The organism is Bacillus sp. PK3-037 (assembly GCF_054161355.1).
The window spans coordinates 2,725,631-2,738,295 of record NZ_CP096408.1; the positions used below are offsets into that span (position 1 = coordinate 2,725,631).

Consider the following 12,665-nt stretch of genomic DNA (forward strand, 5'->3'; position numbering starts at 1 on the left):
TGCGGCCTGATCCTTTGTTCATTCACTGAGCAGTTGCTGCGCCTGAGTACACCTCGGGTTTGCTTTAAGCGCTTTTTGCAAATATAAAACTGCTGTCATATGTTGAGGCAATTCAGCGTGACAGACGCCCAGCCAGCAAAGGGATCGAAAATCAGCGGCTCCTTTAACCTGTATGTACTGATGGTTTTCACCTTGCGTTTGCAGACAGGATTCAAATGCTGTAATCGCTTCTCTGACTTTTTTAAGCTGATACATCATTATCCCTTTGTAGTAGTAAAGGGTGCTGTAATCCGGATAATGCCGCAGTGCTTCATCAATATCCCGCTCAGCTTCTTCATACCGTTCAGAATCAATGAAGAGTTTAAACTTGATATAATATAAAACAGCTGGAGGAATTTGCTTTTTGCTGTTGCATTCATTTATGCCCTTCATTGCCAGGCGGATGGCTTTGCTCTGTTCGCCGCCTCTGTATTCAATATGCTTAAATTACGTTTATGCTTACACTTTGCCACCTGCTCCAGATAGCCGTAATGGTGAATAACACAAGGGAGAGAGAAAGCGCCGCTTGCCTCCTCACCCACGGGCTTTTCGCAAATTCTTCCCTTAAACGTTATCTTCCGCTGATTCCGTATCAGCCTGATCTGCATTTGTTCAAATGCTTCGTTTTCATCCCATTGCTTTCCCGTATAGTTTATAACCTTTACGTAACCAAGGGACTGCCTGCAGTCATTCAGCAGTGAATGCAGCAAGCTTCCCGTATCCACGTCTAACTCTTCATCTGCATCCAAAATCAAAATCCACTCACCCTTGGCATGCTGTAAACTGATGTTTCTTGCCTGCGAATAATCCTGTGTCCATTGATGATGATAGACCTGAGCATGAAAACTTCTGCAAATTTCTACTGTTTGATCGTTTGATCCGGTATCAACGACAATGATTTCATCAGCAATATGCTGCACGCTTTCTAAACAGCGGACAATATGACGTTCTTCATTTTTGACAATCATACAAACTGACAGCTTCGGTCTTTTCATTCGCTCACCTTTTTTCTAGTCTAAATCCACCTATACTACATGTATTCACACTTCGAAAAGATCATAACCAATCCGTTCATATCAAAAAAACATCCTGAGAACTCTCAGGATGCTGCAAATTATTTCAATTCCAATTTTACATCAACATTTCCTCTTGTCGCTTTAGAATAAGGACAAAATTCATGAGCAGCCTCGACAAGCTCTTGGGCTTTATCCCGATCCAATCCCTTTGTATTGACGACAAGTGTGACTCCGATTTTAAAGCCGCCGTCACTTTCATCCTTCATGAGGCTGACCTGTCCTTCAATTTCTGAATCAATGTCAATATTTTGTTCTTTGGCCACGTGTTCAAGCGCGCCGCCAAAGCATGCTGCATAGCCTGCGGCAAAGAGCTGTTCCGGGTTTGTTCCGGTTTGTCCTTCTTTTTTTGCATTAGGCATGACAATGTCAAAATCGAGTACCCCGTCATCTGATTGAATATGTCCTGCACGTCCGCCGCGAGCGGTGGCTTTTGCTGTAAATAGTGCCATTTGTTTTCAGCCTCCTTATTTGTCTTTAGTTGTTATATTTCCCATACAAATCTTTTTAAACATGTTTTGTTTGCCGAGAATAGGAAAAGTGATGTTTTTCAGCTACAATAGTATGTAATGTCAGAAAGAGTTGGTGAACACAGATGGAAAATGAATTTGACCATATGAAATTGGAGAATCAGCTTTGTTTTTTGCTTTATGCGAGTTCGCGGGAGATGACAAAGCAGTACAAGCCGCTGCTTGAAAAGCTGAATGTGACATACCCTCAATATTTGGCTTTGCTTTTATTGTGGGAACACGAAACACTTTCCGTCAAAACAATGGGTGAGCTTCTGTATTTGGATTCCGGAACGCTGACACCAATGCTGAAACGGATGGAGCAGCAGGAATTGATTATAAGAAAAAGATCTGAAGAGGATGAGCGGTTGGTGATGATCAGCCTGACAGAGAGCGGAAAGCTCTTAAAAGAAAAAGCGGCTGATATTCCGGGAACAATTCTGGCACTCTCAGGCCAGTCCGGCGAAGAATTGAAACACTTAAAATCGGCTCTATATACATTGCTTGAAACGCTGCACCAAAAAAAATGAGGATGCCCTATGTGAGGCATCCTCATTTTTTATTCAACGATTTCCAATGTGACATCGATATTTCCGGAGGTTGCTTTTGAATAAGGGCAGACACCGTGCGCTTTTTGCACAAGTGCCTGTAATTCTGATGCACTGACCCCTTTTCCTTTCACCTGCAGCGTCACACCCAGTTTGTAGCCTTGATCTGCTTCATCCTTTAGCAGGCTGACATGCGCTGTAACCTCGGTCTCCACTTTCACTCGTTCTGTTCTTGCTACAAGCTGAAGTGCGCTGTCAAAGCAAGCTGCGTAACCTGCGGCAAACAGCTGCTCCGGATTTGTCGCTTTTTCTAATTTCTTAGCTCTCGGTGTTCCCGGCATTGCGACATCGAGCTCGAGAACGCGGTCTGAGGAAATAATTTTACCTTCTCTTCCTCCTATCGCTGAAACGGATGCTGTAAATAATGGCTGACTCATATTGTATTCCCCCTATTTTGTTTTACACAATTAAATTGTACACAATTAAATTTACCGTGTCAATTTTTTATTCATAAAAAAGCTTACCTCCTTTTAGAGATAAGCTTTTTAGAGAATACATCGTGCTATTCGCGAATTTGTCCTGTTCCTTTAATGATATATTTTGTAGAAGTTAATGCAGGAAGCCCCATCGGTCCTCTTGCATGAAGCTTTTGTGTACTGATGCCGATTTCTGCTCCGTAGCCAAATTCAAAGCCATCGGTAAAACGGGTCGACGCGTTATGATAGACCGCGGCGGCGTCTACAGCCGTTTGAAAGTAAGCCGCATGCTGATCGTTTTCAGTTAAAATGGCTTCAGAATGATTAGTGCCGTATTTCTGGATATGCCGCACAGCTTCCTGTACACTTTCAACCGTCTTTACACTGATGACAGGCCCTAAGTATTCCGTTCCCCAATCTTCCTCTGACGCCTGTTTGCTTGAAGAATGAAGCCCGCATACGAATTCATCGCCGCGGATTTCGACTCCCGCTTTTTCCAGCTGCGTCAGCAATTCTTTTCCGTGCCGCTCTGCCCACGCTTTGTGGATCAGCAGTGATTCAATCGCGTTGCACACGGAAGGGCGCTGCGTTTTGGCGTTTATGACAACCTTTTCAGCCATTTGCTGATTTGCCGTTTCATCTATGAAAATGTGACAGTTGCCGGCTCCGGTTTCTAATACCGGGACTGTTGATTCTCTTACAACGAGATCGATCAGTTTTTTTCCTCCGCGCGGAATCAATACATCCAATCCGTCATTTAACGTAAAGAGTTCTTTTGCTGTCTCTCTGCTCGTATCCTCAATCAGCTGCACAGCGTTGATTGGAAGCGCTGATTGCTCAAGCGCTCTGTGAATAACACTGACGAGTGCTTTGTTGCTGTGAATGGCTGAGGAGCTCCCCCGCAAGACAACCGCATTTCCTGTTTTCAGGCAAAGGGTAGCCGCATCAACTGTGACGTTTGGCCTCGCCTCGTAAATCATTCCGGCAACACCGAGCGGCACACGGATTTTTTCAATAAACAGGCCGTTCTCTTTTTCAATTGTTTCAAGAGATTCGCCGACTGGGTCAGCCAGATCAATCAATAGCTCTACCGCGTCCGCGATGTCGCGTATGCGTTTCTCATCCAGCGTGAGACGGTCAATGACATCGGGTGTTAACCCATTTGCTTTTCCGTTCTCAATGTCTTTTGCATTTTCTGATAAGAGAAAATCCAATTCTTTACGGAGTCCATTTGCAATGAGACTGAGCGCCTCATTCTTTTCAGCGGTTGTTTTCATCATCATTTCAGCTGCTGCTTCTTTCGCCAGCTTCGCTTTTACAGAAACTTCACTCATTTTTCCGCCCCCTAGTCTTTTAAGTTGACCCAGTCATTCCTGTGAATGACCTCAAACGTTTTGTCAAAATCAAGCTCATTGCTTCGTTTGCCTTTTGCCTCCATAATTTCCTCAGATGAATAATGGGTCTGGCCTTTGCCAATCACACCGCCCGGTCCCCGGACTTCCACGACAGCCCCTTTTGGAAAGCTCCCGTTCACGCCCACTACGCCAGCCGGTAAAAGACTGCTTCCGTTATGAACCATCGCCTCTTCGGCACCCGCGTCAATGACAATTTCCCCTGATATCGGCGAGTGGAATTGAATCCATTGTCTCGTATTGTTAACTGAGGATAGCTCCTTGTCGCCGATATAAGTCCCATCTCCCCTGCCGTCTAAAATATCCGCCAGCTTTTGTTCGCCGCTGCCTGTTCCGATGAACACTTTGACCCCAAGAGACAGTGCGGTTTGTGCAGCTAACAGCTTTGATTTCATACCGCCCGTGCCGACCTTTGATCCGGCTGAACCCGCGTATCCCAGCAATTCAGGGGTGATCTCCGGCAAATAATCAAATCGTTTCGCATCAGGATTTTCATTTGGATTGGCATCATACAGCCCGTTAATGTCAGTCAGGATCATGAGCTGGTCCGCATGAATTAATCCGCTGACCAAAGCAGAGAGCATATCATTGTCGCCAAAAGTCAATTCTTCAACAGACGTAGAATCATTTTCATTAATAACGGGGATAACACCGCGCTCCAGCAATTCCATAATCGTTGCATACGCATTTCGATACCGCTCTCTCTTCGAAAAATCATTTCTCGTCAAAAGGATTTGCCCCGGGGTAAGTGAGTATTGTTTAAATTGATTCATGTATTGCTGCATTAACAGTGTTTGTCCGACCGCGGCTGCCGCCTGCTTTCCCTTAAGGGTAACAGGACGGGACGGATAACCGAGACTGGAAAACCCCGCCGCTACCGCTCCCGAGGTAATCAAAATCATTTCATGCCCCGCTTTTTTCAAAAGAGAAATTGCCTGAACGTGTTCTCTGATTTTTACCTCATCAATGCTTCCTTTGCTATTTGTAAGCGAACTGCTTCCTATCTTCACTACTATTCTTTGTTTTTTCATTTATTCTCCTCCGCGGCTCTTCGCCAGCCAACTTACAATAAAAAAACCCATTTCATCCTCATAGATAAGGACGAAATGGGTTTCCGTGGTACCACCTTGTTTGAACGCACTTCAGCACGTTCCGCTTCCCTGTAACGCCAGGTTATGCGCCTAGGTTTTCCCCCTAAGACTCCAAGGCAGGTTCGGCAGGTTTCATGCGGCAAAATGTTTCAGCCACTCATTTTGCTCTCTGTCACAGAAAGGTCTGCTTACTAATCCTCTTCAACGCTCAATGATTTTTTTATATTATGCAAAGAAAAAAGCCTCTTGTCAAGGTTTTTTCCACATCAAAAAAGCCCGCATTGCGCGGGCGTCTGGCAGTCTAGTTAAAGACAATGGTTTTATTTTCGTGAACGATGACGCGGTCTTCCAGGTGCCATTTCACAGCGCGGGCAAGAACGCTGCGTTCAATCGTTCTGCCGATATTTTTCAGCGCGTCGGCATTGTCGCGGTGGTCAACACGCTCAATGTCCTGTTCAATGATCGGCCCTTCATCAAGGTCATTTGTGACATAGTGAGAAGTTGCGCCAATCAATTTGACCCCCCGCTCATAAGCCCGTTTATACGGATTGGCACCGATAAAAGCAGGCAGGAAGGAATGGTGGATATTGATGATTCGATTCGGATGAGCCGACACAAAATCAGGCGTTAAGATCTGCATGTAGCGAGCAAGAACGATCACATCAATATCATATTGCTCCAGCAGTTCAAGCTGCTGTTTCTCAACTTCCGCTCTGATATCTTTGTTCGCTTTTAAATAGTGGAATGGAATGTTCAGCGGTTCAACAAGGTCTCTCGCATCTTCATGGTTGCTGATGACAACCGCGATTTCCGCCATGAGATTGCCTGTTTGCCATTCCCAAATGAGCTCATGCAGACAGTGAAGCTCCTTTGATACAAAAATAGCGACACGCTTCAGCTCGCTGGCCATCGTTAAGCTCCACGTCATGTCGAATGTATCCGCAATAGACGAAAACGCGTCCTGAAGTTTTTCTTTTTTCTCCTGAATGCCCTCACAGTCGAAGTCAATTCTCAGGAAAAAACGCCCGCCTTCAGGATCTGTCGTATATTGATTGGATTCAATAATATTGGCGCCATGTTCTAATAAAAACGCAGAAACCGCAGCAACAATTCCCGGCTGATCGGGACAGCTGACCAAGAGGCGCCCTTTATCTTCATTTCCGTCACGGTATTCATTTAACCGCTGGGTCATATATGATTTCATGAATAATCCCTCTTATCTTTGTAAGTCTAAACTAATTATCCATTATACTGAAGATTTGATAAAAATCAATTTATGACAGAATTTTTAAACCGACGGCTGAGCACAAGATTAATGCGATAAAGAAGATCCGTTTGGCGTCTTTCGGCTCATTGTAAAAGAGAATGCCGATAAGCGCCCCGCCCGCGGTGCCGATTCCTGTCCAAACGGCGTAAGCGGTGCCCATCGGAATGGTTTCCATAGCAAAAGATAATAAGGAAAATGAGGCGGCAAAACCGATAATGATCAGCACCACCCATTTGGGGCTTTTTTCTTTCGCAAATTGATTCATAAGTGCGACGCCTGCCATTTCCAAAAATCCCGCGCCTAATAAACTGATCCAATGAAGCATTATGCCTCGCCTCCTTTTTCATCAGCCTCATCCTGTGTCACAAGCTTCAATCCGATCACACCGATTAAGAGCACGCCGATTAACAAAAGCTTCGGCAATCCGACCGGTTCGTGAAACAGAAACATTTCACTCATCACCGTTCCTGCTGTGCCAAGACCTGTAAAGACGGCGTATACGGTACCGACCGGCAGGCTGGCTGTCGCCTTCATTAACAAATAAAAGCTAACTATGATACCGACGGCAGTGCCGCTCCATGTTAAGGCTGAGTCAGCATGTTTTAAGCCCACAACCCAAACAACCTCAAACACGGCGGCTAACACAACCAATCCCCATTTCATATCACATCATTCCTTTCTACCTAGCAATAAAATTCTCCGAAAACAAAAAAACCCCGGACAGTCGACTCATAATGAGCTTGACTCTCCCGGGCTTTTTTCCCTCCGTGTGCATATGCGCTGATATGATGCGCATATGTGTTTTCTCTCGGACCAGTCCATGTCAATGAACATGCGGAACCCTAGAAAACTTTATCTGGTCTTATGATACTACACCTCGACGCTGTCTTCAATTGTAAGATTTTCTTTCATACACAGCGATCGGTTTATTCCATTTTCTGATCGTTCGGCTGTAAAGCATGCCGATTTTCTCTGCCACCCGTAAAGACGCTTTGTTATCCGGGTCAATCAAAGCCGCAATTTTGCCGTACTGCCGCTCCTTGAAACCATAATCCAGGCAGGCTTTGGCCGCTTCTTGCGCATAGCCGTTTCCCCAGTGCCGGCGGGCAAACATATAGCCGATTTCCATTGCCGTTTCATTTTCGGTTTGCTGAGGCACGATTCCGCATTGGCCTAAAAAATCCCCCGTCTGTATGTCTTCGGCGATCCAGAGACTGACCCGGTACCCTTTTTCTTTTCTTTTGTTCCAAGCGATCCACTCGCGGGTTTGCCGTTTATCTTTTAAACCGGAATAATATTTCATCACTTCAGGGTCGCTGAAAAGCTCAAGTAAAGATTCTTGATCCCGGTCCTCCATACAGCGCAAACGAATCCGTTCGGTCACAAGCTTCGTTTCAGCGCCCATTTTTGATCATATCCTGCTTCCATTCTTTTTTAAGGGCTTCAATATGGGCTTGATGATAGCGATTATGATCCGCCATATGCCATATCCCCCATCTTACTGTTGCCTTGTCACCCTCGTAAGAAAGCGTCTGATGCAAATCATTCTCGGTCAAGGTCTTACATACCGATTTCAGCTCGTTTACGACATGTTGATGCCTTGTCAAAAGTTCTTCTAAACCCGGCTGATTCTTTGGTTCAGGCAATCGTCCGCTTTCATCTGTCATCGGGCCGTAAATGTCTTCAATATGTTCAGGGACCCGATTCTCCTTTATGCGCCACACCCATCTGATATCAACATTTGCGATATGCTGCAGCAGCTGTGCCGTGCTGTTTTTTGTTTGGCAGCACCCCTTATAATATAGCTCTCTGTGAGTCATGCGACTAACAATGGATGCCAGACGGAGGCTGTTTTCTTCCACTGCGGAATACAGCAGACTGACTGTCGGCGCCATGTCTTTTCTAATGAATAAGTCCCTCATGTTCCATTCCCTCCTTACCTATGTGTATATTTTGACGTAAGGGGGAACATTTCCTTTGCAGATGGTACAATCTAATCTATAAAAAAAGCGCCAAAGAATGTCGGCAGCACATTTAATTGTTATTTCCAGGCTTGTACAAATATGGATCATTGTGCGTGTCGTTGGATGTATTCAAATCGAGCGAGATGTCACCGCGGTCATTTAACGTGCCGAGCGTGACCAAAGACAGCTGTTTTGGGCTGTGTCCTTTTTCCTTAAGTTTTTCAAACAGCCAGCTTCGGTTTTTTTGCAGGTACTTCAAATTGTGATCAAGGATCTCACCGTCCAATATGAGGGGAATCGGGATAAAGTTCCGTTCAGCCTCTATATTCAAATCCCGCACCTGCACTGCTCTCGCTTCTTCTGTCGGGATCACGCTTACTTCTCCCGTTTCTTCAATGATGGCAAGGTCAATATCAGCCGGATCTGCATAGCCCTTTTCTCTCAGTTTTCCGAGCAGCTCATTGACGGTCAGCCTCTCTTTTTTGAGTCCACGCTCATCGATATCCCCGTTCCGGATTAACACTGTCGGACTGACCACCAGCAGCCATCTCCACTTATTAGAAAGAGCAAGCTTGCTCATCAGAAGATAAAGCAATAAAAAGGCGCCTGCGTAATAAATAGACATCGGCAGCTTGGATGTGAGGATTGGCTCACTGATGATGGTTCCGATTGCGAAGGTCAAAAGCAAATCAAAATTGTTCATTTGTGACACGGCTTTTTTTCCGGCAAGCCGAAACAAAATATAAGCAATCGAAAACACGATAACAGGCTTGAATAAAAATGCCCATACCATCCATAACACTGATCATTGCCCTCCATCCGCTAGTCATAATGAATATATTGTTCCCTGTAACTGAAACGCTATGCATATCTTACCTCTTCATCCACATCCAAATAGGCGAACGTGCAGAATGCAGGCACATAACATAGTAGAAAGTCATGTTATTGGAGGGACAGCATGAAACATCAGCATAAGAGTGCCAATTGGCAATATGAAAGTATACAGTCAAAATCCGCAGCCTATCAGCCATACCATACAGCTGACAGGCTGGCCGGTTTAGAGCTTAAAATGGAGCATTTGATCAGAGCCATCGAGGTGAACAATGAATTGCTAAGAACGATTCAAGAGCAGCAAAATCGCGTATGCACAAATGGAGGCGGATCAGTCATTGTGCGGATGTAGAAGAAGGCGCGTCCGCCTTCTTCTATTTACCTAAAAAAACCCTTCTCATATAAGAGAAGAGCTGTGTGTATTAAGAAATGGACTGTGCAATGCTTAATTGAGGACCGAACAGTTCGTAATGAATAGACTCTGGCGCTGATCCGAGTTCCGATACAAGCTTATGCATTTGAGTGATAAATGACGGTGAACCGCAAATATAATAATCCGCATCTGTATTGGCGATCAGGCTTTTGAGGAACTGCTGGTCAATTTGGCCTTCATGAAATTGAATGTCACCCGCGCGGTCCTCTTCTGTCGGCTCGCGATACACAAATGCCGTTTTAACAGAAGAATGCTCTGCCGCCTCTTCTGCTTCATCGCGCAGCGCGTGGTATTCACTATTTTTCGCGGCATGGATAAAGAGAATCTGCCGCTCAGGCTGTTTGGAAACAGACGTTTTCAGCATGCTGATCATCGGTGTGATGCCAACTCCGGCACTAAGCAGAACGAGATCTTTGCGGGATGAAGAATCTAAAACAAAATCTCCTGCCGGCGCGCTGATTTCTAATGAACCCCCCTCGTGCAGACCTTCGTGTAAATAAGAAGACACAGCACCGTCTTTCTTAACTGAAATTCGATAATAGTCTTTTCCCGGCATATCAGACAAGCTGTATTGACGGATATGCGTATATTCAGAATCAGGAATCCGGACTTTGATGCTGATATATTGCCCTGCTTGAAATTCAGGTAACGGCTTGCCGTCTTCCGGTTTCAAATAGAAGGATGTTATTTCTTTGCTTTCACGCACTTTTTTCGCAACGATGAAAGGCTTATACTCCTTCCATCCGCCAGTTTGGTGTTCCGCCTGTTCATACATTTCTTCTTCAATTCCGATAAAAGCGTCAGCTATAACTCCATACGCTTTCTCCCACGCCTGCATAATGTCAGGGGTCGCTGCATCTCCCAAAACATCTTTAATCGCAATCAGCAAATATTTGCCGACAATCGGATAATGTTCAGGCTTAATACCGATACTGCGGTGTTTATGGCCGATTTGTTTGACGACCGGAATGATATTGCCAAGCTGGTCAATATTAGCTGCAGCTGCAATAACGGCATTCGCCAGGGCGGTACGCTGTGTTTTTTTCTTTTGGTTTGTTTGATTAAAAATGTTTAAAAGCTCAGGATGATCTTGGAACATGAGGTCGTAAAAACGTCCTGTAATGGATTCTCCGTGCTGCTGTAATACTGGTACAGTGCTTTTTATGATTTCGATTGTTTTGTTATCTAACATCGTTTAACAACCCTTCCGAAAAGATGTATTTAAAATATACCTTTAAAATACATGATCCCGCCTTTAAAAGATATATTTAAAATGAATCTTTAATAAAATTGTCACAAAATTATCAATTTAACGTGACAATTGTTGCTTTTTTATAGAATCCCCTAGCAAAAATGGACTAACCTCTGTAATGATCACCATTAACAGCGAAATAAAGGAAGGCACAAAAAAACCCAAAACAACGTATGTTTTGGGTTTCATGTTTTACCAAGGCTTGTCTGTTCCAAGCGCATTTGCCAGCGCCTGACTGTGTTTTTTTCGGTTTTTCCGTTCACTGGCGCGCTGAACCGCTGTGTTATGCAGCATGATTTCCTCTTCTGTTTCCGGTACAACTCTCGGCACAGGCACCGGCTTGCCGTTTGAGTCTAATGCGACAAAGGTCAAAAAGGATGTCGCGGCGAGCTCCCGTTCACCAGTCATCAGATGCTCTTTGATGACTTTCACAAACACCTCCATGGAAGATGTGCCGACCCAAGTCACATATGATTCCAAGCAGACAGACTCCCTTTGCCCGATCGGTTTCAGAAAATCGACAGAGTCCATCGAAGCCGTTACCGTATCACGTCTACAATGGCGCGCTGCGGAAATAGAGGCAATATCATCGATATAACTCATCAGTTTTCCGCCAAACAGCGTATTATGATTGTTCGTATCGAGAGGGAATACCCTGCTGGTTTTCACAACTTTTGACTCTTTACAAAATTTTGTTTCCTGTGCTTCCATACCTTTCTCCCCTTTGATGTCTGATCGATTAGTAAATGCACTCATATTCTCCTATTAAACAATATTCTCATCCATTTGTCTAAAATGTAAAATGATTTGTCTGTCAGGTTTTCTTTCTTAAATGTTTAATGATTTGGCTGACGAGGGAATAATATACGTATTCTTCACACGGTCAGGAGGAGAAACAAATGGATGTATCCGTTCCAAAACATCAACACAAAACGGTATGCCAAACAGAGTATGACACCATGAAGAAAGTTATTTTATGCAAACCCGAGCATATGACAATTAAGGACGTTATTAATGAAACCCAAAAACATTTTGAGGATGACAATATTCGGGTCAAAACCGCCAAAGAGCAGCACGAACGCTTAGTAGAAGAGCTCAGGTCACACAGCATTGAGGTCATCCTTTTGCCTGTTCAGCACGGACTGCCTGAGCAGGTATTTACCCGGGATATCGGTTTTGTCATCGGGGAAAAAGCCTTTCTTTCCAGCATGACTGAGCCCATTCGCCAAGGGGAAGAAGCTGTGATAAAAGAATTTTTCCACAATCAAGGGATTCCATATACCCGGATGCTGGATACTAGCATTGAAGGCGGGGACGTCGTCATAGATGGCGATACCGTTTATGTCGGAATCAGCCAGCGCACGGACATCTCAGCGGTCGGCCAGCTGCAAGAAGAGCTTCCTGAATATACCACCATCCCAGTTCCGCTCCATGAAAAATTTCTGCATCTGGACTGCGTATTTAATATCATTTCTGAAAGCGAAGCATTAATCTACCCTGAAGCCCTTCCGCAGCAGGAAGTCGATATGCTGGCAGAGCGTTACAATCTCATTGAGGTACCCAAAAACGAACAATTTACACTTGGCACAAACGTCCTGTCTATCGGCAGAAAGACCATCATCAGCCTGCCGGGCAATCGTCATGTGAATCGTGAATTATCCAAAAGAGGCTATCGCATCATCGAAATTGACTTGTCAGAAATTATCAAATCAGGCGGTTCCTTCAGATGCTGTACGATGCCGCTCATTCGAGGCGAATGAAGAATATTCC

15 protein-coding genes, 1 pseudogene and 1 riboswitch are annotated in these 12,665 nt (G+C 44.7%); of the genes and pseudogenes, 3 read left to right on the forward strand and 13 right to left on the reverse strand.

From position 1 onward, the window contains the following. Window positions 1–18 precede the first annotated feature (18 nt). Both M1D69_RS13910 and M1D69_RS13915 read right to left on the reverse strand, forming a co-directional pair. Window positions 19–1,034: pseudogene (locus tag M1D69_RS13910) on the reverse strand (glycosyltransferase). Window positions 1,035–1,153: 119 nt separating this feature from the next. Next, window positions 1,154–1,564, reverse strand: a complete 411-nt coding sequence (locus M1D69_RS13915; RefSeq protein ID WP_024121122.1) for an organic hydroperoxide resistance protein — start codon at window positions 1,562–1,564, stop codon at window positions 1,154–1,156. 143 nt (window positions 1,565–1,707) lie between these two features. Between M1D69_RS13915 and M1D69_RS13920 the strand changes: the two genes are divergently transcribed. After that, window positions 1,708–2,151, forward strand: a complete 444-nt coding sequence (locus M1D69_RS13920) for a MarR family winged helix-turn-helix transcriptional regulator (RefSeq protein ID WP_458105764.1) — start codon at window positions 1,708–1,710, stop codon at window positions 2,149–2,151. A 29-nt stretch (window positions 2,152–2,180) separates the two neighbouring features. Here the strand turns inward: M1D69_RS13920 and M1D69_RS13925 are convergent, their stop codons facing one another. From M1D69_RS13925 to M1D69_RS13965, 9 genes are all read right to left on the reverse strand, one after another. After that, window positions 2,181–2,606, reverse strand: coding sequence for an organic hydroperoxide resistance protein (locus M1D69_RS13925; protein ID WP_458105763.1), 426 nt, complete (start codon window positions 2,604–2,606; stop codon window positions 2,181–2,183). A gap of 125 nt (window positions 2,607–2,731) precedes the next feature. Next, window positions 2,732–3,979 (reverse strand): glutamate-5-semialdehyde dehydrogenase, encoded by a 1,248-nt coding sequence (proA, locus tag M1D69_RS13930; protein ID WP_458105762.1) that lies wholly within the window; start codon window positions 3,977–3,979, stop codon window positions 2,732–2,734. Between the two features lie 11 nt (window positions 3,980–3,990). Beyond that, the gene (proB, locus tag M1D69_RS13935) at window positions 3,991–5,088 is read right to left on the reverse strand and encodes a glutamate 5-kinase (protein ID WP_044156184.1); all 1,098 of its coding nucleotides are present in this window, start codon (window positions 5,086–5,088) and stop codon (window positions 3,991–3,993) included. A 361-nt stretch (window positions 5,089–5,449) separates the two neighbouring features. Then, entirely contained in the window at window positions 5,450–6,352 is a 903-nt protein-coding gene (gene purU, locus M1D69_RS13940) for a formyltetrahydrofolate deformylase (RefSeq protein WP_024121117.1), read from the reverse strand. Window positions 6,353–6,422: 70 nt separating this feature from the next. Beyond that, window positions 6,423–6,740, reverse strand: coding sequence for a DMT family transporter (locus tag M1D69_RS13945; RefSeq protein ID WP_024121116.1), 318 nt, complete (start codon window positions 6,738–6,740; stop codon window positions 6,423–6,425). Next, complete coding sequence (locus tag M1D69_RS13950; RefSeq protein WP_458105761.1) at window positions 6,740–7,078, reverse strand: DMT family transporter; 339 nt, start codon at window positions 7,076–7,078, stop codon at window positions 6,740–6,742. The genes M1D69_RS13945 and M1D69_RS13950 overlap by 1 nt, the downstream gene beginning before the upstream one ends. 81 nt (window positions 7,079–7,159) lie before the next feature. Then, window positions 7,160–7,272: riboswitch (guanidine-I (ykkC/yxkD leader) on the reverse strand. Window positions 7,273–7,304: 32 nt separating this feature from the next. Beyond that, a complete protein-coding gene (locus tag M1D69_RS13955) occupies window positions 7,305–7,820 on the reverse strand; it encodes a GNAT family N-acetyltransferase (protein WP_458105760.1) in 516 nt (171 codons plus the stop codon). Further along, entirely contained in the window at window positions 7,810–8,337 is a 528-nt protein-coding gene (locus M1D69_RS13960; protein WP_336183607.1) for a DinB family protein, read from the reverse strand. Before M1D69_RS13960 ends, M1D69_RS13955 begins: the two co-directional genes overlap by 11 nt. A 112-nt stretch (window positions 8,338–8,449) precedes the next feature. Beyond that, window positions 8,450–9,181, reverse strand: a complete 732-nt coding sequence (locus tag M1D69_RS13965) for a DUF421 domain-containing protein (RefSeq protein WP_458105759.1) — start codon at window positions 9,179–9,181, stop codon at window positions 8,450–8,452. A 156-nt stretch (window positions 9,182–9,337) separates the two neighbouring features. On the opposite strand from M1D69_RS13965, the gene M1D69_RS13970 reads away from it, so the two are divergent. Then, a complete protein-coding gene (locus tag M1D69_RS13970) occupies window positions 9,338–9,562 on the forward strand; it encodes a hypothetical protein (protein WP_059352800.1) in 225 nt (74 codons plus the stop codon). A gap of 70 nt (window positions 9,563–9,632) precedes the next feature. On the opposite strand, the gene hmpA is transcribed toward M1D69_RS13970, so the two are convergent. Beyond that, on the reverse strand, window positions 9,633–10,835 hold the full coding sequence (hmpA, locus tag M1D69_RS13975) for an NO-inducible flavohemoprotein (RefSeq protein ID WP_458105758.1): 1,203 nt from the start codon (window positions 10,833–10,835) through the stop codon (window positions 9,633–9,635). Window positions 10,836–11,087: 252 nt separating this feature from the next. Then, on the reverse strand, window positions 11,088–11,606 hold the full coding sequence (locus M1D69_RS13980; protein ID WP_010333945.1) for an acyl-CoA thioesterase: 519 nt from the start codon (window positions 11,604–11,606) through the stop codon (window positions 11,088–11,090). A 188-nt stretch (window positions 11,607–11,794) separates the two neighbouring features. On the opposite strand from M1D69_RS13980, the gene M1D69_RS13985 reads away from it, so the two are divergent. Beyond that, window positions 11,795–12,655 carry a dimethylarginine dimethylaminohydrolase family protein gene (locus M1D69_RS13985; RefSeq protein WP_458105757.1) on the forward strand — a complete coding sequence of 287 codons (861 nt, stop codon included), beginning with the start codon at window positions 11,795–11,797 and terminating at the stop codon, window positions 12,653–12,655. Window positions 12,656–12,665 lie beyond the last annotated feature (10 nt).